Source organism: Mucilaginibacter ginsenosidivorans, from assembly GCF_007971025.1.
Lineage (GTDB): Bacteria > Bacteroidota > Bacteroidia > Sphingobacteriales > Sphingobacteriaceae > Mucilaginibacter > Mucilaginibacter ginsenosidivorans.
In genome coordinates this window covers 4,487,225-4,510,884 of record NZ_CP042436.1, presented here as the reverse complement: position 1 = coordinate 4,510,884, position 23,660 = coordinate 4,487,225, and the positions used below count along the sequence as shown (strand labels likewise).

General features: G+C 45.1%; 26 protein-coding genes. 11 read left to right on the top strand and 15 right to left on the bottom strand.

The window, feature by feature from the left end:
• Positions 1-82: 82 nt before the first annotated feature.
• Positions 83-1,846 carry a signal peptide peptidase SppA gene (gene sppA, locus FRZ54_RS20485; RefSeq protein WP_147033674.1) on the bottom strand — a complete coding sequence of 588 codons (1,764 nt, stop codon included), beginning with the start codon at positions 1,844-1,846 and terminating at the stop codon, positions 83-85.
• Between the two features lie 88 nt (positions 1,847-1,934).
• Here sppA and folK point away from each other — a divergent pair, with 88 nt between their 5' ends.
• Both folK and FRZ54_RS20475 read left to right on the top strand, forming a co-directional pair.
• Positions 1,935-2,414 carry a 2-amino-4-hydroxy-6-hydroxymethyldihydropteridine diphosphokinase gene (gene folK, locus FRZ54_RS20480; RefSeq protein ID WP_147033673.1) on the top strand — a complete coding sequence of 160 codons (480 nt, stop codon included), beginning with the start codon at positions 1,935-1,937 and terminating at the stop codon, positions 2,412-2,414.
• Between the two features lie 37 nt (positions 2,415-2,451).
• Positions 2,452-2,814: an Hpt domain-containing protein gene (locus FRZ54_RS20475; RefSeq protein ID WP_147033672.1), complete on the top strand. Its 363-nt coding sequence runs from the start codon at positions 2,452-2,454 to the stop codon at positions 2,812-2,814.
• On the opposite strand, the gene purS is transcribed toward FRZ54_RS20475, so the two are convergent.
• The 3 genes from purS to rho all read right to left on the bottom strand — a co-directional run bounded on the left by purS (position 2,811) and on the right by rho (position 5,573).
• Positions 2,811-3,065 carry a phosphoribosylformylglycinamidine synthase subunit PurS gene (gene purS / locus FRZ54_RS20470; protein ID WP_147033671.1) on the bottom strand — a complete coding sequence of 85 codons (255 nt, stop codon included), beginning with the start codon at positions 3,063-3,065 and terminating at the stop codon, positions 2,811-2,813. The genes FRZ54_RS20475 and purS overlap by 4 nt on opposite strands.
• A gap of 44 nt (positions 3,066-3,109) precedes the next feature.
• Positions 3,110-3,850 carry a CDP-alcohol phosphatidyltransferase family protein gene (locus FRZ54_RS20465; protein ID WP_187359685.1) on the bottom strand — a complete coding sequence of 247 codons (741 nt, stop codon included), beginning with the start codon at positions 3,848-3,850 and terminating at the stop codon, positions 3,110-3,112.
• 82 nt (positions 3,851-3,932) lie between these two features.
• Positions 3,933-5,573 carry a transcription termination factor Rho gene (rho, locus tag FRZ54_RS20460; protein ID WP_187359684.1) on the bottom strand — a complete coding sequence of 547 codons (1,641 nt, stop codon included), beginning with the start codon at positions 5,571-5,573 and terminating at the stop codon, positions 3,933-3,935.
• Positions 5,574-5,827: 254 nt separating this feature from the next.
• Between rho and pyrF the strand changes: the two genes are divergently transcribed.
• Positions 5,828-6,661, top strand: a complete 834-nt coding sequence (gene pyrF / locus FRZ54_RS20455; protein WP_147033669.1) for an orotidine-5'-phosphate decarboxylase — start codon at positions 5,828-5,830, stop codon at positions 6,659-6,661.
• A gap of 22 nt (positions 6,662-6,683) precedes the next feature.
• Here pyrF and FRZ54_RS20450 read toward each other — a convergent pair whose 3' ends face one another.
• The 7 genes from FRZ54_RS20450 to trpS all read right to left on the bottom strand — a co-directional run bounded on the left by FRZ54_RS20450 (position 6,684) and on the right by trpS (position 14,891).
• On the bottom strand, positions 6,684-8,048 hold the full coding sequence (locus tag FRZ54_RS20450) for an exonuclease domain-containing protein (protein WP_147033668.1): 1,365 nt from the start codon (positions 8,046-8,048) through the stop codon (positions 6,684-6,686).
• A gap of 125 nt (positions 8,049-8,173) precedes the next feature.
• Positions 8,174-9,997 carry a membrane protein insertase YidC gene (yidC, locus tag FRZ54_RS20445; RefSeq protein ID WP_147033667.1) on the bottom strand — a complete coding sequence of 608 codons (1,824 nt, stop codon included), beginning with the start codon at positions 9,995-9,997 and terminating at the stop codon, positions 8,174-8,176.
• A 20-nt stretch (positions 9,998-10,017) separates the two neighbouring features.
• Positions 10,018-11,628 carry a CTP synthase gene (locus tag FRZ54_RS20440; protein WP_147033666.1) on the bottom strand — a complete coding sequence of 537 codons (1,611 nt, stop codon included), beginning with the start codon at positions 11,626-11,628 and terminating at the stop codon, positions 10,018-10,020.
• A 138-nt stretch (positions 11,629-11,766) separates the two neighbouring features.
• Entirely contained in the window at positions 11,767-12,180 is a 414-nt protein-coding gene (locus tag FRZ54_RS20435; protein ID WP_147033665.1) for a GxxExxY protein, read from the bottom strand.
• Positions 12,181-12,244: 64 nt separating this feature from the next.
• On the bottom strand, positions 12,245-12,976 hold the full coding sequence (gene kdsB / locus FRZ54_RS20430; protein WP_147033664.1) for a 3-deoxy-manno-octulosonate cytidylyltransferase: 732 nt from the start codon (positions 12,974-12,976) through the stop codon (positions 12,245-12,247).
• Between the two features lie 154 nt (positions 12,977-13,130).
• On the bottom strand, positions 13,131-13,745 hold the full coding sequence (locus FRZ54_RS20425) for a deoxynucleoside kinase (protein ID WP_147033663.1): 615 nt from the start codon (positions 13,743-13,745) through the stop codon (positions 13,131-13,133).
• Positions 13,746-13,895: 150 nt separating this feature from the next.
• Entirely contained in the window at positions 13,896-14,891 is a 996-nt protein-coding gene (trpS, locus tag FRZ54_RS20420) for a tryptophan--tRNA ligase (protein ID WP_147033662.1), read from the bottom strand.
• Between the two features lie 40 nt (positions 14,892-14,931).
• On the opposite strand from trpS, the gene FRZ54_RS20415 reads away from it, so the two are divergent.
• The 3 genes from FRZ54_RS20415 to FRZ54_RS20405 all read left to right on the top strand — a co-directional run bounded on the left by FRZ54_RS20415 (position 14,932) and on the right by FRZ54_RS20405 (position 16,784).
• On the top strand, positions 14,932-15,672 hold the full coding sequence (locus FRZ54_RS20415; protein WP_147033661.1) for a lysophospholipid acyltransferase family protein: 741 nt from the start codon (positions 14,932-14,934) through the stop codon (positions 15,670-15,672).
• Positions 15,659-15,949 (top strand): Asp-tRNA(Asn)/Glu-tRNA(Gln) amidotransferase subunit GatC, encoded by a 291-nt coding sequence (gatC, locus tag FRZ54_RS20410; protein WP_147033660.1) that lies wholly within the window; start codon positions 15,659-15,661, stop codon positions 15,947-15,949. Before FRZ54_RS20415 ends, gatC begins: the two co-directional genes overlap by 14 nt.
• A 112-nt stretch (positions 15,950-16,061) precedes the next feature.
• A complete protein-coding gene (locus FRZ54_RS20405) occupies positions 16,062-16,784 on the top strand; it encodes an ABC transporter ATP-binding protein (RefSeq protein ID WP_147033659.1) in 723 nt (240 codons plus the stop codon).
• Positions 16,785-16,795: 11 nt separating this feature from the next.
• Here the strand turns inward: FRZ54_RS20405 and FRZ54_RS20400 are convergent, their stop codons facing one another.
• Positions 16,796-17,422 (bottom strand): hypothetical protein, encoded by a 627-nt coding sequence (locus tag FRZ54_RS20400; protein WP_147033658.1) that lies wholly within the window; start codon positions 17,420-17,422, stop codon positions 16,796-16,798.
• Positions 17,423-17,502: 80 nt separating this feature from the next.
• On the opposite strand from FRZ54_RS20400, the gene FRZ54_RS20395 reads away from it, so the two are divergent.
• A complete protein-coding gene (locus FRZ54_RS20395; protein WP_147033657.1) occupies positions 17,503-17,976 on the top strand; it encodes a hypothetical protein in 474 nt (157 codons plus the stop codon).
• Between the two features lie 43 nt (positions 17,977-18,019).
• On the opposite strand, the gene FRZ54_RS20390 is transcribed toward FRZ54_RS20395, so the two are convergent.
• Complete coding sequence (locus tag FRZ54_RS20390) at positions 18,020-19,003, bottom strand: chitinase (protein WP_187359683.1); 984 nt, start codon at positions 19,001-19,003, stop codon at positions 18,020-18,022.
• A 133-nt stretch (positions 19,004-19,136) separates the two neighbouring features.
• Between FRZ54_RS20390 and FRZ54_RS20385 the strand changes: the two genes are divergently transcribed.
• The 3 genes from FRZ54_RS20385 to FRZ54_RS20375 all read left to right on the top strand — a co-directional run bounded on the left by FRZ54_RS20385 (position 19,137) and on the right by FRZ54_RS20375 (position 20,253).
• Complete coding sequence (locus FRZ54_RS20385) at positions 19,137-19,685, top strand: cob(I)yrinic acid a,c-diamide adenosyltransferase (RefSeq protein ID WP_147033655.1); 549 nt, start codon at positions 19,137-19,139, stop codon at positions 19,683-19,685.
• Between the two features lie 86 nt (positions 19,686-19,771).
• On the top strand, positions 19,772-19,993 hold the full coding sequence (locus tag FRZ54_RS20380; RefSeq protein ID WP_002996718.1) for a DUF2795 domain-containing protein: 222 nt from the start codon (positions 19,772-19,774) through the stop codon (positions 19,991-19,993).
• A 113-nt stretch (positions 19,994-20,106) separates the two neighbouring features.
• Complete coding sequence (locus FRZ54_RS20375) at positions 20,107-20,253, top strand: lmo0937 family membrane protein (RefSeq protein WP_147033654.1); 147 nt, start codon at positions 20,107-20,109, stop codon at positions 20,251-20,253.
• Positions 20,254-20,302: 49 nt separating this feature from the next.
• Here the strand turns inward: FRZ54_RS20375 and FRZ54_RS20370 are convergent, their stop codons facing one another.
• Together FRZ54_RS20370 and queA are read right to left on the bottom strand one after the other, a co-directional pair.
• The gene (locus tag FRZ54_RS20370; protein ID WP_147033653.1) at positions 20,303-21,013 is read right to left on the bottom strand and encodes a 2-C-methyl-D-erythritol 4-phosphate cytidylyltransferase; all 711 of its coding nucleotides are present in this window, start codon (positions 21,011-21,013) and stop codon (positions 20,303-20,305) included.
• Positions 21,014-21,078: 65 nt separating this feature from the next.
• Positions 21,079-22,128: a tRNA preQ1(34) S-adenosylmethionine ribosyltransferase-isomerase QueA gene (queA, locus tag FRZ54_RS20365; protein WP_147033652.1), complete on the bottom strand. Its 1,050-nt coding sequence runs from the start codon at positions 22,126-22,128 to the stop codon at positions 21,079-21,081.
• A 280-nt stretch (positions 22,129-22,408) separates the two neighbouring features.
• On the opposite strand from queA, the gene FRZ54_RS20360 reads away from it, so the two are divergent.
• Positions 22,409-23,656, top strand: a complete 1,248-nt coding sequence (locus FRZ54_RS20360) for an ABC transporter permease (RefSeq protein ID WP_147033651.1) — start codon at positions 22,409-22,411, stop codon at positions 23,654-23,656.
• The last annotated feature ends 4 nt before the right edge of the window (positions 23,657-23,660 follow it).

Genomic DNA, 23,660 nt, shown 5'->3' with positions numbered 1-23,660 from the left:
GTTCATAGTTCATGGTAAAATTGTATCCGGCAATATATCATTTACCGGATCGGCCATTAACTATGAACCCTGAACTATTTGCTTAACGAATCACAATATCATACGGCATGCGCGTTTGTGGGGTGCGCATCATTTGGGTAAGGCCTTTTACCTGTTCGTAGTAGCGGTAATTTTCACCGAGCTCCGATTTTACAGCTTTGGTGCGCATTTCGGCGGTCATGTTACTACCAAACTTGCTGAAAATGCTCTTCTGATCGGGATAGGCGTCAACCACGTAACTTTTTATACCGGCTTTTTTAGCGGCAGACTTTATTGCATCGTTGATATTTCCCAAACGGTCAACCAAACCTATCTTCACGGCTTGGGTGCCGGTCCACACACGGCCCTGTCCAATGCTGTTGATATAAGCCTGGGTTTTGTGGCGGCCATCGGCTACGGCTTTGGTAAACTCGTCGTAACCCCGGTTAACACTGTTTTGCAGAATGGCCTTCTCTTCGGCCGAAAGCGGACGGCTGATATCCCCGAGGTCGGCGTATTTCCCGGTTTTCACCCCGTCGAACGTCATACCCAGTTTATCATTGAATAATTTCTGAAGATTGGGGATGATAGCAAAAATACCAATCGAGCCGGTTATGGTGTTCGGTTCGGCAAAGATGGAATCCGCAGCGCACGAGATGTAATACCCGCCCGAAGCTGCCAAATCGCCCATGGAAACAATGATGGGTTTTACCTGTTTGGTCAGCGCCACCTCGCGCCAGATCACGTCCGAGGCAAGGGAACTGCCGCCCGGCGAGTTAACGCGCAGCACAACGGCTTTAACCTTATCGTTAAGCCTTGCCTTGCGTATCGACTCAGATATCCTGTCGGAACCTATCGTATTATCATCGCCATCGCCGCCCTGTATCTCGCCCGAAGCGTAAATAATGGCGATATGATTTTTGGTGTCTTTTTTATCGTCAGATTTACTGTTGCTTCCTGTATAATCAGAAATTTCTACATCATTAAGCGACGATTTTTTGGAAACATCGGTGCGTTCCTTTAATTCGTCAAGCACCTGGTCGCGATATTTCAGCCCGTCTACCAGCTTATATTTTAAAGCATCTTCAGGAAACTGTATCTTCAAATTATTGGCCATGCTGAAAAGCGAATCCTTGTTCACTTTCCGCGCTTCACTTATGCCGGTCAAAAAATGATCATACAACGATCCGAGGTACGAATTAACCTGCATCCTGTTGGCATCGCTCATTTTGGTCAGGATGAACGGCTCGACCGCGCTTTTGTACGTTCCAACCTTGATAACCTGCGCCTCGATCCCGAGCTTATCCAATGTGCCTTTCAGGAAGGTGATCTGCGAACTAAAGCCCCGGAACTCGAATATGCCTTTGGGATTGATGTAAACCTTATCGGCAACCGATGCCAGGTAATAAAATCCCTGCGTATAAACTTCGGAATAAGCGATAACAAATTTGCCCGATTTTTTAAAGTCGATAAGGGCATTACGTATCTCCTCTGTCGTGGCCTGGCCCGAAAGCATGTAACTTTCGTCTAAAAAAATACCACGGATATTATCGTCGTGTTTGGCGCGTTTAATGTTGGCCAGTATATCGTTCAGCCCGATTATTTTATCATTTTCAAGACCCAGCAGGTCGGCAATGGGATTTTTAGGAGTACGTTCGGGAATTGCGTTATTGAAATCGATATGGAGAACGGAGTTTTCCGTAACTTCAGTATGTTTATCACCACTCGCCGCTGCCACTATCAAACCAACAATTATTACGATGAAAATAATGCTGGTTAAAATTATCCCCACCATTGTGGCGAAAACAAATTTGAAGAATTGTTTCATTAAATATTTTAAATCTTTTTATCTATGCAAACTTAGCAATTCGATATGTATAATGTTAAGAGGCTAATCTATAATATTTGTTACAACAATGATTGATGTTTTTTTGCTTTTAGGGAGTAATTTGGGTGACAGGCAGTCGTTTTTAAGCGACGCAAGGAATCATATAAAAACTGGCATAGCGCCCATTGTATCAGCATCTTCCGTTTATGAAACACAATCGTGGGGCAAAACTGATGAGCCCGATTACCTGAACCAGGTGCTTTATCTGAAAACCGGTATGCCCCCGCAGCAATTGTTAGAAACGATACTGGGGATAGAAAAGCTTATGGGACGCAAGAGGGAAGAAAAGTGGGGGTCGCGTATTATCGATATAGATATTTTATTTTACGGGCATGAGATCATTAACGAAACCGATCTTAAAGTACCGCATCCTGAACTGCATAAGCGAATGTTTACACTGGAGCCCTTGAACGAGATAGCTCCCGATTTTATCCACCCCGTTTTAAATAAGAGTATTTTTGAGCTTAAAAGCGAACTTAAAAGCGATTTGCACGTAAAAAAGTTATAATTTTGAAATTCAGATAACCCTAAATTACTAATACCCATTGAGCCAGGATCTTGATCTTTCTTTCTTATATGAAATTGCCGACGGAAGCAATGAGTTTATTATCGAATCCATCGATATGCTTTTGCAGCAAGCCCCTGAATTGCTTGGAAATATCGATACCGCACTAAAAGCGCAGGATTGGGCCGCCGCCGCCGCCGCCGCGCATAAATTGAAACCATCAATGGGTTTTTTTGGTATGCTGGTATCGCAGGAACTGCTTCAGGAAATAGAAATGATGTGCAAAGCCGGAGCAAGTGAGCCCGAAACTATCGCAGCAAAATTCGCCCGGGTGAGTGACCTGATCAGTGTGAACGTGGTTGAACTTAACCGTGTTAAGGCTGAAAAAGAAGCCGAACTTTAAACTTTCTCTATTTTAAAGCTATAGCTTTCCATAATGAGGTTGGCAAGCAGGTTTTTGCATGCCTGTTCCACTTTTGCATGTGCGGTTTCTTCACTGTCTGCCTCTATCTCGAGCGAGATATGCTTGCCGATGCGAACGTTTTGTATCTCGGCAAGGCCCAGGTTCTTCATACTTCCTGTTACTGCTTTACCTTGCGGGTCGAGTATTTCCTTTTTTGGCATTACGTCTATTTCGGCCTGGAACTTTGTCATTGTAGCTTTGTGTTTTACCTGGTAATAATAACTGCCGTGCGCGGCTATTTGTTTTTTTGGTGACCGCTTACCACGGTGTCATTGGAAAATTTGAATTGAATAACGGATAGTGTGATATACATCAATATGATCACCGGTACCGCAGCAAATTTAAAAAATAGTATCAATATAGCGGAGAACAGCAGCAACAAATAGCGATAAATGTTTTTGTTGAAATCGGTGTTCTTAAACTTCAGCGACATCAACGGCAGTTCGGCCACCAGCAATGCGCACATAACAATAACCAGCACGGCCAGTATGTACTGGTTCAATATATACCTTGAAAATTCGGGGTGATGATCCAGTATCAGTGGTATAGATGCGATAAGGATAGCATTGGCCGGGGTTGGCAACCCGATAAAAGAATCGGCCTGGCGTGTATCATTGTTGAATTTGGCTAACCTGAGGGCGGAAAAAACAGCGATCAGAAATGCGGCAAAATTCAGGTAGGGACCTATACCCTGTATTTGCGGCGATTGCAGGAAAAGCTCGTAAAGGATAGCTGAAGGCAAAAAGCCGAAGCTTACCATATCTGCAAGAGAGTCCAGGTCTTTGCCAATGCCAGAAAAGGATTTTAGCACGCGGGATGCAAAACCGTCAAAAAAATCAAATATCGCCGCAAGGAACAAAGCATACGCGGCGAATATGAGGTTTTCCTGGAATGCAAAAACGATCCCTACACAGCCGCTAAACAGGTTAGCACAGGTAATGGTATTGGGCAGGTGCTTGCTTATACGCTTATTCATTTTAGGCCCGAAGGTATCCAGCTTATATTAAGTAATTATGAAATCACAGGAAAATACCTATGATTTCATAACTTCAAAAGTATTAAGAATTCATCGAGATTAGGAATTCTTCGTTGGTTTTTGTGCCTCTTATCTGGCTCTGCAAAAATTCCATAGCTTCCTGGGAATTCATGTCGGCCAAATGGTTGCGCAGTATCCAAACACGCTGCAGCGTTTCACGGTCGAGCAGCAGGTCGTCGCGGCGTGTGCTGGATGCAGTAATATCGATGGCAGGGAATATACGTTTGTTGGACAGCTTACGGTCGAGCTGGAGCTCCATATTACCGGTACCCTTGAATTCTTCAAAGATAACCTCGTCCATTTTCGAGCCGGTTTCAGTTAATGCTGTCGCAATGATGGTGAGCGAGCCGCCATCCTCGATGTTACGTGCTGCACCGAAGAAACGTTTCGGTTTGTGCAACGCATTGGCATCGACACCGCCCGATAATATTTTGCCCGAGGCAGGCGCTACCGTATTGTAGGCACGTGCAAGGCGGGTAATTGAGTCTAACAGGATAACCACATCATGTCCGCATTCAACCATGCGTTTAGCTTTTTCCAGTACGATGTTCGCTATCTTCACATGGCGGTCGGCAGGCTCGTCAAATGTCGACGAGACCACTTCGGCACGTACACTGCGGGCCATGTCGGTTACTTCCTCGGGGCGTTCGTCTATCAGCAGGATGATCAGGTAAACTTCGGGGTGGTTTTTTGCAATGGCATTGGCTACATCCTTCAGCAACATGGTTTTGCCGGTTTTTGGCTGCGCCACGATCAAACCACGCTGACCTTTACCAATAGGCGAGAACAGGTCCATGATACGGGTCGAATAGTTGCCCATATCGGTAAACAGTTCTAATCTTTCGGACGGGAACAGCGGTGTTAAGTGATCGAACGGAACCCGGTCACGAACCTCGGCAGGCACACGGCCGTTAATGGCTTCCACGCGTACCAGCGGGAAATATTTTTCACCCTCTTTCGGCGGGCGTATGCTGCCGCGAACGGTATCGCCGGTTTTTAGGCCAAAAAGTTTTATCTGCGATTGCGATACATAAATATCGTCGGGAGAGGTGAGGTAGTTATAGTCAGATGATCTTAAAAAACCGTAGCCGTCGGGCATAATTTCCAGCACACCTTCGTTAACGATAACGTTGTCGAAATCGAGGTTGATAGCCTCCTGGTTTTTTTGTTGGTTGGGGTTTTGCCCGTTATTAAAGCGGCGCTCAAATTTTTGCGGCCTGCCTTCTGCAGCAGGTTCTTCAGACTTAACAGCAGGATCGGCCTGGTCGGGCTGTTCTGCTGACACCGGCGGTGCGAATGAAACCTCATCATCGGTCTCGTCAGCTGCCGGAGTTTCGTCGTCGGCCTCGTCAAACAGGTTGGTGTCATCTAAGGGCACTTCAACCCTTGGTTTGCTGCTGGCCGATTTAATGGTACGTGTTCTTTTACGGGGTTTTTCAGCAGCTTCGGCAGTTTCGAGGGCAGCGGCCGGTTTGGTTTCTGAATAATTCTGAGCTACTATAGCTTGTTGCTGGCGTGCAACTTCTATCAATTGTTGTTGTTCTATTATATTGCTTATCAACTGTGCTTTTCTAAGCTCTTCAGCATCAGCTATACCTAAGCTTTTTGCAATATCACGCAACTCGGACACGAGTTTGTCGTTCAATTCTGTTATATCAAACATGGGATAAATTAAAGTTCAAAAGGAATAATCTTTTAAGAGAAATTAACCTGCAGCTTACCTTGCAACATCTAAAAATTAATGAGTATGGTGGAATTTTAAATTGTTTCTTTAGTGCAAGAAAAATTCAAAGGATAACGCTGCAATTTTACTCATTAAAATTCAGAAATCAAAAATTTTGAAAAAATATCTTTTATCAGTTAACACTTAGGTTATTTTTTAGTTTTTTTGGGCTTCGAAAATAAATCCCCCTGTAAATGCTTTCGCGCCAGCAGTTAATCCAGCAGATCAAACAAAAGAAATCTTTCCTGTGCGTTGGTCTTGATACCGATATTGAAAAAATACCTGTGTTTTTGAAGGAATATCCTGATCCCCTGTTCGAATTTAACAAGCGCATTATTGATGCGACGCGCGACCTTTGCATAGCTTATAAACCCAACGCTGCGTTTTACGAAAGGCACGGTGTCACCGGGTTACAGAGCCTGATCAAAACAAGCGAATATCTTCCCAAAGATTGCCTCAGCATCATCGATGCCAAGCGCGGGGATATAGGCAATACCTCGGGCATGTATGCCAAAACGTTTTTTGATAAAGAAGCGGCAGGGATGGACTTTGATGCCATTACCGTCGCACCATATATGGGTAACGATAGCGTGATCCCTTTCCTGGCTTTCGAAGGCAAATGGGTGATCATCCTGGCGCTTACCTCATCTGTTGGCAGTAAAGATTTTCAATATCTTGAGACTGGCAATGGCCCGCTTTATGAAACCGTGATACAAAAAGCCAATACCTGGGCCGGGGCCGACCGTATCATGTACGTAGTAGGAGCTACCAAAAGCACCGAGTTTACCAATATCCGAAAGTACGCACCAGACAACTTTCTGCTTGTTCCTGGAATAGGCGCACAAGGGGGAAGTCTTAAAGATGTTTGCCAATATGGTATGACGAAGGAATGCGGGCTTATCGTTAATTCCTCCAGGGCAATCATCTATGCATCCAATGGCGAGGATTTTGCAGAAGCTGCAAGAGCGGAGGCGCTAAAAGTTCAGCAGCAAATGCAAGCGGAACTGGAGAAAGCAGGGGTAATTTGAGAAGATGGATATTGGCTTTAGATCAGGCAAAAACCATCATCCGTTCAGGATATTTCATGGCATAGTTGGATACCATGTTTCGGATATAGTCGTTACCGGGATAAGGGGTAAGATGGTTTTTAAGCTGGTCGAGGCTATCGGCATCAAAATAATGAGAGATGTAGCCCATGCCATAAAACTGCCCTTTCTCTATCAGGATACAACTATGCTCATCATTTCTTCGGCCTTCATCGCGGATGGCGAAGGTTGGCAGGGTGTCCCTTAACTTATCAATGGCCCATTGCACTTTTTGGTTGTAGCTTTCCGGGTTTTCGATGCCTTCACAAGCGCATACATGCCCGCCGGCGCCTGTACAAGGCTCGTGATTGGTCTGTATAAAACACAATTTCGGGCAAAGCTCAAAATCGTCTATCAGCCTGGTTAGGATATTGCGCCCGTCGAGCAGCGAATTGCAGGTATACAGCGGTGCGGCCATTTTACGCCGTTTGTCGACTGCCAAACGCATATAACCGCGCTGGTCCTCAAAAGCATATATACCAAAAGCATGCTCGTATCGCTTTAGCGAACGATTGTATTTGGGCCAAAGCCGTTTGATCTCGATGGCTTCCAGCACAAAGGCAACCAGTTCGGTCCCGCAATCCTGGAAGGAAATATGGTGAATATTACGAAGGAACTCCTGTCGCTGGTAACCGGCGTTGTTTCCGCTGAAATGACTGGTTACGCGTTTCTTTACATTACGGGCCTTACCCACATAAATTACTTTGCCCTTTTCATCATGGAAGTAGTAAACGCCTGGTGCGTAGGGCAGCTTATCGATGTCTTCTTTGGGCAAATTCGGGGGCAATACCTGTTCGCGTGAGCGCTGTTTAAGCGCTTGTTCGATGTGGTTCCCGGTGTCGTTTTGCAACAAAAGTGAGAACAAGGTTGCTGTAGCTTCCGCGTCGCCGGCGGCGCGGTGGCGGCTATCGTTTTCGATACCCAGGTAGTGGCATAGCTTGCCAAGGCTGTATGATGGCAACCCGGGCATTATTTTGCGCCCCAGCCTTACGGTACAAAGCTTGTTGCATTGCAAATCGTACCCCGCTATTTGCAGATGGTGCCGGATAAATGAAAAATCGAAATTGACGTTGTGCGCAACAAATATCTTGCCATGCAACAGATGGTAAATGTCCGCAGCCACATCTTCAAATGGCGGGGCAGTTTGCACCATTTCGTTGGTAATGCCTGTCAGTGCGCGAATGTATACCGGGATGTCGCGCTGAGGGTTTACCAAAGTGCTGTAACGCTGTGTTATCTTCTTGCCATCGTGCAGGCATATCGCTACCTCGGTAATGCCATTTGCGTTGGCATGGCCCCCGGTAGTTTCGATATCCACAATGGCGTACATGGGTCAAATTTAGTGATTGGTGAATAGAGATTGGTGATTAATTGAAATATTTTAAAATGAAAAATGCCCCGGTTTGCCAGGGCATTTTTTATAATGTTTAGTCGGAATGGACTAATCTCTAATCACTATTTCTTCTTCCCCTGCGCTTGTTGTTGCTGGCGCATCATTTCTTCCATGCGCGCCTGGAAGCCTGATTTCTTTTTCTTTTCTTCAGGTTTCTTTTTGTTCTCCTGTATCTGGGCATGGATCTTTTTATCGTCAACCATCAGCCTGATGAGGTATTGCTGGGCAAATGTCATCATGTTGGCCAGGAAGTAATAGTAGTTCAAACCCGCCGGATAATTGTTCAGTGTAACCAGGAAGATGATAGGAGTGATGTAACCAATATACTTCATCTGGCCCGTAGCGCCTGATATCTGGTTGTTGAAATAAGTATAAACAAGGGTAGATATGGTCATCAGCAAACACATTAAGCTGAGGTGACTCGTACCAAATATAGGTGAAAAAGTGATAACCGAATCGTAGGTAGAAAGATCGTGCATCCACAGGAAGCTTTGCCCGCGCAACTCAAATAAACTTGGGAAAAAGCGGAAGAAAGCGATAACGATAGGCATCTGCAACAATAAAGGCAAACATCCGCCGAGCGGGTTGACACCCGCTTTTTTGTACAATTTCATGTATTCCTGCTGAAGCAGGGTAGGATTATCTTCACCAACCTTGGCCTTAATTTCGTCCATCTCAGGCTTCAATATCCGCATCTTAGCCATGGATAAATACGACTTGTAAGTAAGCGGCGAAAGTACAAGCTTCAAAATTAACGTTAGCGCAAGAATAACCAGGCCGTAGTTCCAGTTGAATTTCTTCAGTAAATTGAAAAGCGGCACGGTTGCGTAGCGGTTAATGTATTTCAGCGGACCCCAGCCAAGGCCTATCACCTTATCCAGGTCGTTCCCCTGTGCTTTTAGGATAGAAAACTGGTTTGGCCCAAAATAAAATTCCAAAGGTACGTTGCCATCTGTACTACGGGTGAAAGCAAAGCTGGCTTTCATTTGCTTTACATCGGTAGTGCTGTTTACATCAGTATTTACCGCCATGGTCGATTTATCGATGCCTCCCTGTTTTGCGATCAATATATTGGAGAAGAAGTGATCTTTGAAAGCTACCCAGTCTAATTTTTTATCTGCAACTGTCTTTTCTTCATCTTTTGTATCGCCAAAATCACTTATTTCGTCATCAACATTCTTGTAATAAATCTCTGTATACTGGCGCTCCTGCTTCATGTCCATTTCCTGCTTATGCAGGCTTGCCGACCAATTCAGGTTAAGGGTGTTGCTATTGGCTATTACATTATCCAGGCCGGTTGTTTTAACCGTTAATCCCAATTTGAAGCCCGTGCCTTTTAATGAATATATGTAATCTATATACTGCGTCGGGCTGTAAGTCAAACGCATGGTAAGCGACGACGAGTCCTTTTCGGCTACCGTAAAACCTCCGGAAGTTGACGTAAAGTAAAGATCGTTGGTATTGATAGGTTTATCCTGTGCCCTGAAGGTTAATCCGAAGGCGTTTTTGTCTCCATCAAAAAGGATCAGCGGTTTTTTGTTGAATGTTTTGTAATTCTTCAGTTCGACCGAATAAATGCGGCCGCCTTTGGTGCTAAGTTTTACCCGAAGTTCCTGGTTCTCGATGGTAACAAACTTTTCCGTTCCCATTGAGGCGGCGCCAAAAGGGGCCTTAAGGATCATCGAATCGGTAACCGGTACTTTTTTTGTGGTATCGGTTTTTATTGTGTTAGCGGGGAAGGTAGCTGTGGCGGCGGCTACTCTTTTAAGCGAATCCTGTAAAAGTTTTTCCTTTTTTATGTCTGCATCCGAAGGTTTCAACAGAAAGTAGGAGCCTATGACTATTAAAACTATCAGGAAGAAACCTGTGTATGTATTTTTATCCATTTTATTGTTATCGTACTTTATTACTTCTTGCGGGCATACTCCAGCGAAGCGGCGACAAAGTTAACAAAAAGTGGGTGAGGATTAGCAACTGTTGATTTTAATTCGGGATGGAATTGTCCGCCTACAAAAAACGGGTGTTTTTTTAGTTCTATAACCTCAACCAGGTTGTTATCCGGGTTGATGCCGGAAGGTATCATGCCAGCCTCTTCATATTGCTTAAGGTACTTATTATTAAATTCGTAGCGATGGCGGTGGCGTTCGCTTATCTGTGTTTTGCCGTATATGGCGGCCGCTTTACTGCCTTTTTTCAATTCGCATGCGTAGGCGCCAAGCCGCATGGTGCCACCCTTGTTTTTTATCTTTTTCTGTTCCTCCATCATCGCGATAACGGGGTGCGGCGTATTTTCGTTCATCTCGGTGCTGTTGGCATTTTTAAGTCCGAGCACGTTGCGGCCAAACTCAACCACGGCGCATTGCATGCCGAGGCAGATACCAAAGAACGGGATATTATTTTCGCGCACATAACGTATCGCTTCAATTTTTCCTTCAAACCCGCGCTCCCCAAAACCTGGCGCAACCAGTACACCATGTACATTGCGCAGGCGCTCCACTGCATTTTCGGGAGTCAGTTGTTCCGATGGGATATATTCCACCTTTACTTTACATTCATTTTTTGAACCGGCATGGATGAATGATTCGGTAATGGATTTGTAAGCGTCGGGCAGCTCAACGTATTTTCCTACCAGCGCTATGCGAACTTCAGAAGTCGGGTTTTTTAACCGACCAAGGAAATCCTTCCAGCTCTCCAGGTCGGGTTCTGTGGAATGAGATAGTTTCAGCTTGGTCAATACGGTTTTATCCAACTGCTCTTTCAGCATCAGCAGCGGAACATCGTATATCGTGGATGCGTCGATGGATTCGATAACGGCGTTGATATTTACGTTACAGAAAAGAGCGATCTTTTTACGAATGTCCTGGTTAATCGGGTGTTCGGTACGGCAAACCAGTATGTCCGGCTGTATACCATACTCCAATAGCATTTTAACCGAGTGCTGCGTTGGTTTAGTTTTTAGCTCGCCGGCAGCGGCCAGGAAAGGTATAAGTGTTAAGTGGATCACCAGCGAATTGCTCGATCCTATTTCCCAGCGAAACTGGCGCACAGCTTCGATATAAGGCAGCGACTCGATATCGCCTACGGTGCCGCCCAGTTCAGTGATGACAATATCGTAACGGCCGCTTTCGCCTAAAATTCGGATGTTCCTTTTTATCTCGTCGGTTATATGTGGCACCACCTGCACGGTTTTGCCTAAGAAGGCCCCTTCACGCTCTTTATTGATCACGTTCTGGTAAATGCGGCCGGTGGTGATGTTGTTGGCCTGCGAGGTTGGCGTATTCAAAAAACGCTCGTAGTGCCCCAGGTCAAGATCGGTTTCGGCGCCGTCCTCGGTTACATAGCATTCACCATGTTCGTAGGGGTTCAACGTACCCGGATCGATATTGATATAGGGGTCGAATTTTTGGATGGTTACGCGATACCCGCGGGACTGGAGAAGTTTGGCTAACGAGGCAGAAATAATGCCTTTCCCTAACGACGAAGTAACGCCGCCCGTCACAAAAATGTATTTAGTCATGATGATCAGTTGTGTTCTGTACCGGTTTTTATGCCTGTACCGAATGTTTGTGTACGGGATACAAAAGTAGTAAAAATAGTTGAACTGGTTGTAATTGTTGAAAAGGATGCTGGATGTGGAAATGTTGGAACTATGATTCTATTGATTTTTTGACGGACTATGATTTTGGTTTGGTTTCATCACTCTTTTAAATTGAAGTGAGGTATTGCCGAAATTTATAAGCAGGCCTATATCTAAGCCGTAAGCCTCTAAATAATTAATAGCTTGTGCCAGGTGTACATCTTCCAACTGGACAATTGCTTTCAATTCGACCATAACTTTTCCTTCAACAAAAAAATCAACCCTCCGTGTTCCTATAAGTTGTGTTTTATAGAAAATATCCATCTCATGTTCCCTGCTGAATGTCAATCCCTGCAATCGCATTTCTATTTCCAAGGCTCGTTGATAGATTACTTCCTGGAACCCGTTGCCCAGTAGTGAATGTACCTCCAATGCACAGCCAATGATTTTACCCGTAAGCTCACTTAGTGGATATTCATTTTTTATAATCATTACGTTGTTTTACCTTGAACTATGATTTCCCTTGCCAATCATAGTTTTCATTTAATCATTTTCATCACAGTTCAGACAATTTCTCCAAATCTTCCGGCGTATCTATCGCATGAGTTTCCAGTTCGGTTTCGGCCACTTTAATGCGGTAGCCGTTCTCGATCCAGCGCAACTGTTCCAGGCTTTCGGCTTTTTCAAGGGATGATACAGGCAATTGGGTTATTTCCCGTAAAACATCGGTCCGGTAGCCATAAATGCCGATATGCTTAAAATAATTAAAGTGCTGCAGCCAGTTTTCTTCTTTTTGTCCGCGGATGTGGGGCAGCGGCGAGCGGGAGAAATAGATCGCCTCTGAATGTTTATTAATAATGACCTTGGGCGAATTGGGATTGAATAACTCCTGTTCGTTTTGTATTTTTTTAACCAGAGTAGCTATTTGTGCATCCGGCGCATCAAAGCAAAGGGCCACCTTACTGATCTGTTCAGGGTTAATGTAAGGTTCGTCGCCCTGGATATTGATGATTATATCGTATTCAGGATGTTTTGCAGAAACCTCGGCACAGCGGTCGGTTCCGCTTTGATGTTCAGCCGATGTCATAGCAACCTTACCGCCAAAACCTTTTACATGGTGATAAATTTGTTCGTCATCCGTGGCAACAATAACATCATTTAATAACGCGCATTTTTTTGACTGCTCATAAACCCGCTGTATCATGCTTTTGCCGGCAATTTCCACCAGCGGCTTACCGGGGAAGCGGGTTGATGCGTAGCGTGCGGGGATGATACCGAGGATTTTCATGTTTGGTTGTACGTTATACGTTTAACGTTGTACGTTTAAACAAGGCTGGTAAATTTAACAATTATGAGGTCTGATGTTCCATTTAGGATAAAAGCAAGGAAACGTATAACGTAACACGTCCAACGTCTAACCCGGTCCGGGCACAACGCCTTACCTAAAACAGTCCGTTTATCTCCCGCTCTATCTTCTCCACAATGGTAGCCATATCCTCGGTGTTGTTGGCGAAATCGAGCTTGTCCTTGTCCAGTATCAACAATTTGCCCAGTTTGTAGTTTTTGATCCATTTATCGTACTTGTCATTCAGTTTGGATAAATAGTCGAGCCGGATGCCAATTTCGTACTCGCGGCCACGGCGGTGAATATTATTAACAAGTGTCGGAACTGATGCCTTCAGGTAAACCAGCAGATCGGGCGGTTTGATGAACGAGGTAATATTGGTGAATATAGCTTCGTAGTTTTCGTAATCGCGGGTGGTCATCAGGCCCATATCGTGCAGGTTCTCTGCAAAAATGTAGGCATCTTCGTAAATGGTGCGGTCCTGTATAATATCGCGGCCATTTTTTTGTATATCGATGATCTGCTTAAAGCGGCTGTTGAGGAAATATATCTGCAGGTTAAAACTCCAGCGTTTCATGTCGCTGTAAAAATCCTCAAGGTAAGGGTTATTATCAACCGCTTCGTACAAGGGCGTCCATCCGTAGTTTTTTGCCAGTAACTCGGTGAGCGTAGTTTTCCCGGCGCCTATGTTTCCTACAACTGCTATGTGCATAGTTTAGTTCATGGTTGATGGTTGATGGTTCATGGAACCAAAATTCAGTTAACTAATCTGACGAATATACGTTATTAGGTCAATAGTCCATAGACCATAGTTCATGGTTTTTTTGGCTATCGTCCTTTAACTATAGTCTATCAACAAAATTTAGAAACTCCGGAAACCAATGATCTCTCTTACTTCTTTAATGGTTTTTGACGCGCTTTCCCTCGCTTTGATGGCTCCGTGGCGTGCAACCTGCCTTAAATACGGCGCATCGGATGCAATGGCATTTATTTTTTCGCGTATAGGACCGGTAGCGATGATCATGTCTTCGGCCAATTGTTTTTTCAGGTCGCCGTAGCGTATCTGGCAATTGTTATACAACTTGTCGAAATGCTCGTAAGTATCGGCAGATGAAACCACTTTCATTAGGTCGAACAGGTTTTGGATCTCGACAGGCTTTTGCTGGTTCTCAACGGCCGGGCCGCTGTCGGTAACCGCGCGCATTACTTTTTTGCGGATAACTTCAGGCTCATCAGAAAGATTGACCACATTGGCGTCGCCTTCCGATTTGCCCATCTTGCCCTTGCCATCAAGACCCGGGATCTTCACCAGGTTATCACTGAAGTTGAAGGCGTAAGGCTCGGGGAAATATTCTTTGTTATACAGGCGGTTAAAACGGTTGGCAAACGTGCGTGCCATTTCAAGGTGCTGCTCCTGGTCTTTACCCACGGGCACTTTGGTTGCTTTATGAATAATGATATCGGCTGCCATTAATACCGGGTAGGTCAGCAAGCCGGCATTAACGTTATCCGGGTGCGCGCGCACTTTATCTTTAAAAGAAGTGCTGCGTTCCAATTCGCCCAGGTAAGCGTTCATGTTCAGATATAAGTATAATTCGGCAATTTCCGGCACATCCGACTGAATATAGATCGTAGCCTTTTCCGGGTCGATTCCGGCTGCCAGGTACTCTACCAAAACTTGCTTGATATTACCATGCAGGTCGGCAGGAGTAGGGTGAGTAGTTAACGAGTGCAGATCGGCGATAAAAAAATAGCAATTATATTCATGCTGCATTTTTACGAAGTTTTGAATAGCTCCGTAATAATTTCCTAAATGCAGTTTCCCGGTTGAACGAATACCACTAACGACAGTTTCCATAATGGGGCGAAAGTAAGTATTTTTTATATTTTTGATACCGATGAAATTGATATTGAAGAAGGCGCATGCGCATTGCTATAGGCTCGGCATAGCGTTCTTCTATATGATCTGTTACCCTTATCTCTACTTCCTGGCGCGGAACCCCAAACGATACAGGTCAATTGTCAGGATGCGGCGCATCATTGCTACTATCAGTTCGGCTGTTGCCGGGATATTTTATCGTTTTGAGTACGAGGAGACGGTGAACTGGAACAATACTTACGTGGTATGTCCAAACCATGCAGCCAGTATCGATATTTCGGCCATGTGCGCCATGATCAGCGGCGATTGCAGCTTTATGGGGAAAGAAGAACTGAGCGAAAGTGCGGTTACGAGCTTGTTTTTCAGAACGATAGATGTTCCCGTAAACCGCGATAGTAAAATATCAGCATACCGGGCCTTCAAAAAGGCAGCGGAGAAAATTGGTGACGGGACAACTATGATCATCTTTCCGGAGGGCGGCATTGCGGACGACTACCCCCCGCAATTGCAGCCGTTCAAGAACGGGCCCTTCAGGCTGGCGATAGAAGCGGGCGTGCCCATAGTGCCGGTATCCATACTTAACGCCTGGCAAATATTGTGGGACACCGGATTGAAATTTGGCAGCAGGCCCGGGATTTGTCATATATTTGTGCACAAACCGATAGAAACATCGGGAATGAATCCTGATGAAGCCGATGCATTGCGGGATAGGGTTTACGGTATCATCAAACAAAAACTGGCGGAATATGACCATAGATAAAGAAACAGTAGACAAAGTGGCGCACCTGGCGCGGCTTGAACTTGCAGAAGATGAAAAAGAAAAGATGATGAAGGACATGGGCAAGATACTGGATTTTATGGCTAAGCTGAACGAAGTTGATACATCGGGAGTGGAGCCACTGGTTTACATGACCGACGAGATAAACGTGCTACGCGAAGATGTGGTGAAACAGGAGATCACCCATGAAGAGGCGCTGAAAAATGCCCCCAAACATGACGAGAATTATTTCCTGGTGGCGAAGGTGATCGAGAAGTGAGTCGGCAAGTCCGCATAAGTCCGAAAGTCAGATTTGGGATACGCTCAGGACTTTTGGCTAAAAAAGATTGTAACATTTACTGCCACCTTACAGTCAAAGCAAATAAAAACGGATGGAGCCATTAATTACAATTAAAGATATCGGGCGTAAATATGTGATCGGTGCTGAGACTATTCATGCGCTTAAATCGGTATCCTTAACTATCAATAAAGGCGAATTTGTAGCCCTGATGGGCCCCTCCGGATCAGGAAAATCAACCCTGATGAACATCCTCGGATGTCTTGACACGCCTACCAAAGGCGATTACATCCTTAACGGAACCAACGTTAGCCACATGACCGACAATGAACTGGCCGATGTGCGTAATAAGGAAATCGGTTTCGTATTCCAGACCTTTAACCTGTTGCCGCGCAATACAGCGCTCGATAATGTGGCCCTGCCGTTGATTTATGCCGGTGTAAACAAAGTGAACAGGCAGGAGCGGGCAAAACATGCTTTAGAAAATGTGGGCCTGGGTAACCGTATCGACCACAAACCAAATGAGCTTTCGGGCGGACAGCGCCAGCGTGTGGCGGTTGCCAGGGCGCTTATTAACGACCCTTCGATCATACTTGCCGACGAGCCAACAGGTAACCTGGACACCAAAACTTCGATCGAGATCATGGGCCTGATGGAAGACATTCACGCCAAAGGGAACACGATCATATTGGTAACGCACGAGGAGGATATTGCCATGCATGCACACCGCATTGTTCGGATGCGCGATGGGCTGGTAGAAAACGATTACCCAAACCCCAATATACAGCGGGTTCAAAGGCATACCGAGCCAGCTTAATCAGGCCCTGATCAGCAGGTTGAACAAACCCTGGTCACAAAATCAGCTAATTGCAGCGAGCTTTCGGGCGATACCTGGTGCCGGTGGCCGATGATGAGCGTATGATCGATGATCTCTATCACCACATCTTCATGCCTCACATCCATTACCGCATTCCTGAAATTACGGTCTATAGCCATGTCGGCCTTCCAGCGGTCGTTTACCAACACATAAAATGTGTCGCTAAAGGCTTTGTCATCATCAAAATCCAGTTCAACGGGGTGTACCAGTTCAATAAGCTTATCGGCTAAAGTCTCCGGCCTGATCAGTACCCTGCCGAAGTCCTTTTTTACATAGGCGAGTGCCCAGGTCTGGTATTCGTAATAGTCGTAAGTAGGCGGGACGGTTCCGTAGCCACCTTTTTTTAATTTATGGACCTCGACAAATAGTATATAACAATCGGTCCGGGCGTTTTTTATAACGTAAGAGCCACGGACACTAACATGAGTACATCCCCTGAAAACCTCAAAATCTTTCAGGTGAAAGTCAATATTGCCCGTAAGCCCGATCTGGAATCTTGACTTCAGCAGCTTATAAGTCTCATCAAACGTATCGATGGTTTCACTATTGAGGCCAACGGTATCAAACGGGTAGTTCATACACAAGTATAAGACACGATTTTGAGATTTGGAGAATTTGTTGTTAATTTCAACTGGTCTAGATTAAATCATTTATCACAATGAAACCATACCTCGTAATTTTATTAATCATCCTTCTTGCATCCTGCAATTCTGACAACCCTGAAAAAAAATATGGACTCGATTTTAATAAGAACAGGCTTGAATTAGGATTGCCTGCGCTTCAACCCGGTTGGAAATTGGTTAAGAACGATCAAAGTGTCCTCAGATGGGCGCCGGAAGGGAATTTAACTGGTGTAGGTTTCATACATAAACAGGTGACGATAAAAGATAATAAGATATATGGTGAAGAAAACCGTTTCGAAGGGGCGAAAAAGTATCGCAGAGACGGTGTCGATTATAATGAAGAAGTATATATCTCCTGCTATTTTAACGACACAGAGCAAATAAGCGAATGGGGCTGTATGTTCAAAGGAGCCCGAAACCCGATAAATGGTTCAGCCTCCGAGGAAGATACAAAGATCACCTTAAAGCAAGCTGATTCAATAATTACTTCCTGGGGAATCAAATATTAAGAAAAAATCAATAGCCAACTTTATTGATTCTTCGGATAGCTTTTTACTTATACGGCGCCATATTTCCGCATGAGCAGGCGCAATTCGGGTCGCTGACGCCTAATTTTTTAAGGAAATATTGGTAAAAACCAATACGGTCATTCATGCTGAACACGCTCTCGCCCTGCCCGCATTCCACCGCGCCATTAATGATATTGATGGTCATACCGAAACCGGGCTTGCGGTTTTTGGCTTTATCATCGGCTTTGGGCTGCCACTTACCGATCATTACATCGTGTGCCGAGGGTTTATAGGTTTGCGGCGTCATCCAAAAATATATAGCGGCCTCGAACGCAGCCACAGGGTCGGTTTCCAACAGGTCGGGGTTGTTTAAAAGGACTTTTTTATCCCCAAAGATACAGTCGGAAGCATAACCGTAATTGCCGTTGTAACTCAATTGAAGTGGTCCCCGACCATAATATTTTTTCCCGGCGACAGGCGGGTAATTGTCATTTTCGGCAATGTAAGGCAGCGAGGTATTGCTTTCGTGAATATACATCAGGCCGTCGTTGTATTTGCCGTTCTCGCCATGGCGTGTTTCGTGGGCGATATTGGCAAAGAAGGCAGCCAGTTCCTTTTTGTTGGTTTGCAGGTCTTTTTCGCTGCAGAAATTGCCATAGTCAATAAAGTAAATGCTATCAGGCTTCTTTTTAGCCCATTCCTCGTTCCAGTCTTCGTCCTGCCTTACGATGGCTGATTTCCCCGTTTTTTTATCGGTACGTATGATCTGGTAAACCGATACGGCGCGTTTCGTTACTTTTATTTTGATGGCCCCCATATTATTGATGGCTTTCATAAAAGCAGCATAGGTATAGAATTTATCACGCATCGGGAACAGGTCGTTAAATTGTTTCTCGCTCAGGAAATTTCGCACCGGAACGTTGACCGCTGCAGGTGATGTGTGGGCATCGCTGCATTTAAAGCTTAACAGAAATAGGAAGGACAACAATAAAAAAGTGGCCTTGTATATAGATCGGAATACCTTCATCGGACAGGCTGCAGCAGCAGTATTTATCAGTGTCAAATTTAATAACATTAATAACTCCTAAGAGTTTTCAATCGAATAGCTAATAGATTTAATAAGTAAACCGGAAATTGTACTTTCGGATTTCGAAATCAAAATGAAGATATACACAAAAACGGGCGACAAAGGGCTAACCTCGCTCATCGGGGGTACGCGTGTGCCTAAATATCATCTGCGTATCGAAAGCTACGGTACAGTGGATGAATTGAACTCGTATGTCGGCATGATACGCGACCAGGATATTACGGAGCATGATAAGGGTCTGTTGAAAGAGGTGCAGGACAGGCTGTTCACTATCGGCTCTTCGCTGGCCTCGGATCCCGAAAGATCAAAAATGATAATACCCGACCTGCACGAAGCGGATATAGAATTGCTTGAAAAGGAGATGGACGCAATAAATGAACAATTGCCCGAATTGCGCCACTTTATCTTACCGGGCGGTAACAATGCTATATCATTTTGCCATATTGCCCGCTGCGTATGCCGCCGGGCCGAGCGGCTGGCCGTTCATCTGGCAACCGAAAGCAATGTCGATGAAAAGGTGATCGTCTATCTGAACAGGTTAAGCGATTACCTGTTTACCCTTGGCCGGAAGATAGCAAACGACCAAAAGATAGCAGAAAACCAGTGGATACCGCGTGTGTAAATTTTTGGAAAAAATTATTTGATAATCAATTTAAAAATATTATACTTTTGCCAAAATTTAAAATATAACCTTATAGATTTAAATATATGTATTGGACACTTGAATTAGCATCACACCTCGAAGATGCTCCATGGCCGGCAACAAAGGATGAATTGATCGATTATGCTATCCGTTCGGGAGCGCCCGTCGAGGTTATTGAAAACCTGCAGGCACTGGAAGACGACGGTGAGCCGTATGAGAATATTGAGGAAATATGGCCTGATTACCCAACAAAAGACGACTTCTTCTTCAACGAAGACGAATACTAATATCCCGGCATAACTACAGGAGCCCTGAACTTTCGGGGCTTTTTGTTTTATAAAACCTTTTGGAATGTTTTGAGTTTATGATAAAAACATTATCTAATCAAAACATTTATACTATGAGAGGTTTACTATACATCATTGCCGTTATCCTGATAATAGGTTGGGCAATAGGATTTTTTGCTTATTCGGCCGGCGGCATAATACACGTGCTTTTGGTTATTGCCATTATCGCGTTACTGCTTGGCGTCATCAGGCGGGCCTGACCGGTTCTGCCCTGAGCTTTATAATAGCCATTCCTCGAAAGGGGAGTGGCTATTGTTTTAAAAGGAACTCCGCAATAGCAATATCTTCGGGAAAAGTTATCTTGATATTCTGGTGGCTGCCGCCTATCAGGTTGATATTAACGCCCGTTTGTTCTACGACGCTGGCGTCGTCGGTAAAGCTTTCCTGGTAAACCTGTTTGTAGGCATTTTTTAACTGCGCGGCCTGGAAGGTTTGCGGGGTTTGGATAAGGTAAATATTATCGCGGTTGAGGCTTTGTGATCGGTTGTCCCTGATCTGCCTTACCGAATCGCGGCTTTTAACCGCAACAATGGCGTTGCCATACTTTTCCGCGCATTCATACGATTCGTCAATGATGGCACAGGTCACCAGCGGCCTTACTGCATCGTGAATGGCGACAATAGCATCGTCGTCCTCTATCATATTTATACCGTTCCTTACCGAGTGGAAGCGTGTTTCGCCACCGCTTACCAATTGGTGCGGAACCGTGAAATTATGCTCTTTACACAATTGGTTCCAGTAATCGTGCGATTCGGGGTGCAGTACTAAAATAATGCCCGGCTTTGTTGCACACGCATTAAATGCATTGATGGTATGCATTAGCAGGGGAATGCCATTCAATAGCAGGTACTGTTTGGGAACCGAGGACCGCATGCGGGTGCCCGACCCGCCGGCCACGATAATGGCGTAGTGTTTGGATTTGGGATTCTGGATTTGAGATGTGAGATTCGGATCGCTCATAATAGCCTCATTTGTAATCGAGATTCAGATAAAATCAAATCCCACATCTAATAGCTCAAATCTTATTAAATCATCAGCATGGCATCGCCATAGCTGTAAAAGCGGTATTTCTCTTTCACAGCAACTTCATAAGCATGCATTACATTTTCGTAACCGCCGAATGCACAAACCATCATCAATAAAGTCGACTCAGGGGTGTGGAAGTTGGTGATCATCGAGTTTGCGATGCTGAAGTCGTACGGCGGGAAAATGAACTTGCTGGTCCAGTCGTTAGCCGGCTTCAAAGTTTTGCTGGCCGACACTGCCGACTCAATGGCCCGCATAGAAGTGGTGCCAACAGCACAGATGCGTTTTTTTGCCTCGATGCCACGGTTTACAATATCAGCCTGCTTTTGCTCGATAATAAATTGTTCCGAGTCCATTTTATGCTTGGTGAGGTCCTCCACCTCAACCGGGCGGAAAGTTCCCAGGCCGACATGCAGTGTGACTTCGGCAAATTCGACACCTTTCAATTCAAGGCGTTTCATCAGCTCGCGGCTAAAGTGCAAACCGGCGGTGGGCGCCGCGACAGCACCTTCGTGCTTGGCAAATATAGTTTGATAGCGTTCCTTATCTTCGGGAGTAGCTTTGCGCTTGATGTATTTTGGCAGCGGTGTTTCGCCGAGTATCTCAACATTACGGCGGAATTCTTCATCCGTCCCGTCGAACAGGAAGCGGATGGTGCGGCCGCGCGAGGTGGTATTGTCCACAACTTCGGCTATCAGCAGGTCGTCGTCGCCAAAATAAAGTTTATTGCCTACGCGTATTTTACGTGCGGGATCAACCAATACGTCCCACAGGCGCAATTCTTTATTAAGCTCCCTTAACAGGAATACTTCGATGGTTGCACCGGTCTTTTCTTTATTACCGTACATGCGGGCAGGGAATACCTTGGTGTTGTTCAGGATCATTACATCCTTATCATCAAAATAATCCAGCACATCCCTGAATATTTTATGCTCAATTTTACCAGAATCCTTGTGTAATACCATCAGGCGCGCTTCGTCCCGTGTGCCGGCAGGTGTGTGTGCAATTAATGAATCGGGGAGATTGAATTTAAATTGAGATAATTTCATGCTTTATCTAATGGATTTTTAGGGCGCAAATGTACGAATATTTTTTACGATTGCGCCGATTATTTTTTAAAGGATTGCACTGATTACGCTGGTATTGATTACACCGTATTTTTTTAAAACTGTTATTAAAAACTTAAAGTATATACTTGTGTAACTTAATTAGTCACCTATCGTCTAAACAAGTAACAGCATTTTTTCAAATTTGATTTACAATAAATATACCGTCATGCCAGGATCATGATCGGTGTAATCAAAATAAAATCGGTGTAATACTGACTCTATGATCATTTTAAAACTCTCGCGGGAAAGCTTCCGTTTTGCATTTGATGCCTTAAGGCAAAATAAACTGCGCACCCTGTTGTCGCTGCTGGGGGTTACCATCGGTATTTTTACAGTAATTGGTGTATTATCGGCCGTTGACACGCTGCGGGCCAATCTTCAAAAAAGCGTCAATAAGCTTGGCGGTAATAGCGTTTATGTGCAAAAATGGCCATGGATAGGCGGCGATGATTTCCCGTGGTGGAAGTATCTGCAGCGCCCCGATCCCAAACTGAGGGATTTCGACCAGTTGCAGCGCCGCAGCCAGACAGCCGCCGCTATTAGTTATGAAATCGGCATCGGCGACCGCACGATTAAATACCAGGATCACACAGCCGAAGGGGCGCAGATAAACGCGGTGACACAAGATCATGATAAAGTTTGGAACTTTGACCTCAGCGAGGGCCGCTATTTTACCGAGATCGACTCGCGTACCGGGGCGCCTGTTGCGCTTATCGGCTACGATATCGCTACCAACCTCTTTCCGTCGGGCAGTCCCATCGGTAAGCAGATAAAGGTTATGGGGCGTTATGTTACGGTGATCGGTGTATTTGCCAAGGAAGGTAAGGACCTGTTTGGCAATTCGGACGATAACGCGGTATTGGTGCCTCTTAATTTTGCCAGGGACGTAATAGATGTGCAGGCCAATCAATATCAGCCCACCATTATTGTTAAAGGAAAGCCGGGTTTGACCGACCTGGATGTTGAAAGCGAACTGGAGGGTTTGATGCGATCCATAAGACGTATACAGCCCGGGCAGGAAGATAATTTTTCGCTGAACAGGGCAACACTTATTTCAAACCAGCTCGACCAGATATTCGGCGTGCTTAACACAGCCGGGTGGATAATCGGGGGCTTCTCGCTGCTGGTAGGCGGATTCGGTATAGCCAATATCATGTTTGTTTCGGTAAAGGAGCGTACCAATATCATTGGTATACAAAAGTCGCTTGGTGCAAAAAACTATTTCATATTACTTCAGTTCCTGATAGAGGCTATTGTACTTTGCCTGCTGGGCGGAGTGATCGGGCTGGGCCTGGTTTATCTTGGCACCATGGCCGTGCAAGCCGCAGTGGACATTAAAGTGGTACTGGATATCGGCAATATAATTCTTGGTATGTCCACATCCATTGGTATAGGCATCATTTCGGGCATTATCCCGGCTTATTCGGCTTCAAGGCTCGATCCTGTCGAGGCCATAAGGTCCAATTGATCCG

Bases quoted from the DNA above. Each gene is read 5' to 3' on its own strand.
- FRZ54_RS20440 (WP_147033666.1), bottom strand. From the start codon at position 11,628: ATGACTAAATACATTTTTGTGACGGGCGGCGTTACTTCGTCGTTAGGG.
- trpS (WP_147033662.1), bottom strand. From the start codon at position 14,891: ATGGAAACTGTCGTTAGTGGTATTCGTTCAACCGGGAAACTGCATTTA.
- yidC (WP_147033667.1), bottom strand. From the start codon at position 9,997: ATGGATAAAAATACATACACAGGTTTCTTCCTGATAGTTTTAATAGTC.
- FRZ54_RS20465 (WP_187359685.1), bottom strand. From the start codon at position 3,850: ATGAATAAGCGTATAAGCAAGCACCTGCCCAATACCATTACCTGTGCT.
- FRZ54_RS20400 (WP_147033658.1), bottom strand. From the start codon at position 17,422: ATGAACTACCCGTTTGATACCGTTGGCCTCAATAGTGAAACCATCGAT.
- pyrF (WP_147033669.1), top strand. From the start codon at position 5,828: ATGCTTTCGCGCCAGCAGTTAATCCAGCAGATCAAACAAAAGAAATCT.
- queA (WP_147033652.1), bottom strand. From the start codon at position 22,128: ATGAAATTATCTCAATTTAAATTCAATCTCCCCGATTCATTAATTGCA.
- purS (WP_147033671.1), bottom strand. From the start codon at position 3,065: ATGACAAAGTTCCAGGCCGAAATAGACGTAATGCCAAAAAAGGAAATA.
- FRZ54_RS20405 (WP_147033659.1), top strand. From the start codon at position 16,062: ATGGAGCCATTAATTACAATTAAAGATATCGGGCGTAAATATGTGATC.
- rho (WP_187359684.1), bottom strand. From the start codon at position 5,573: ATGTTTGATATAACAGAATTGAACGACAAACTCGTGTCCGAGTTGCGT.
- gatC (WP_147033660.1), top strand. From the start codon at position 15,659: ATGACCATAGATAAAGAAACAGTAGACAAAGTGGCGCACCTGGCGCGG.
- folK (WP_147033673.1), top strand. From the start codon at position 1,935: ATGATTGATGTTTTTTTGCTTTTAGGGAGTAATTTGGGTGACAGGCAG.
- FRZ54_RS20360 (WP_147033651.1), top strand. From the start codon at position 22,409: ATGATCATTTTAAAACTCTCGCGGGAAAGCTTCCGTTTTGCATTTGAT.
- FRZ54_RS20435 (WP_147033665.1), bottom strand. From the start codon at position 12,180: ATGATTATAAAAAATGAATATCCACTAAGTGAGCTTACGGGTAAAATC.
- FRZ54_RS20390 (WP_187359683.1), bottom strand. From the start codon at position 19,003: ATGAAGGTATTCCGATCTATATACAAGGCCACTTTTTTATTGTTGTCC.
- FRZ54_RS20395 (WP_147033657.1), top strand. From the start codon at position 17,503: ATGAAACCATACCTCGTAATTTTATTAATCATCCTTCTTGCATCCTGC.
- kdsB (WP_147033664.1), bottom strand. From the start codon at position 12,976: ATGAAAATCCTCGGTATCATCCCCGCACGCTACGCATCAACCCGCTTC.
- FRZ54_RS20415 (WP_147033661.1), top strand. From the start codon at position 14,932: ATGAAATTGATATTGAAGAAGGCGCATGCGCATTGCTATAGGCTCGGC.
- FRZ54_RS20370 (WP_147033653.1), bottom strand. From the start codon at position 21,013: ATGAGCGATCCGAATCTCACATCTCAAATCCAGAATCCCAAATCCAAA.
- FRZ54_RS20425 (WP_147033663.1), bottom strand. From the start codon at position 13,745: ATGCACATAGCAGTTGTAGGAAACATAGGCGCCGGGAAAACTACGCTC.
- FRZ54_RS20375 (WP_147033654.1), top strand. From the start codon at position 20,107: ATGAGAGGTTTACTATACATCATTGCCGTTATCCTGATAATAGGTTGG.
- FRZ54_RS20380 (WP_002996718.1), top strand. From the start codon at position 19,772: ATGTATTGGACACTTGAATTAGCATCACACCTCGAAGATGCTCCATGG.
- FRZ54_RS20385 (WP_147033655.1), top strand. From the start codon at position 19,137: ATGAAGATATACACAAAAACGGGCGACAAAGGGCTAACCTCGCTCATC.
- FRZ54_RS20450 (WP_147033668.1), bottom strand. From the start codon at position 8,048: ATGTACGCCATTGTGGATATCGAAACTACCGGGGGCCATGCCAACGCA.
- sppA (WP_147033674.1), bottom strand. From the start codon at position 1,846: ATGAAACAATTCTTCAAATTTGTTTTCGCCACAATGGTGGGGATAATT.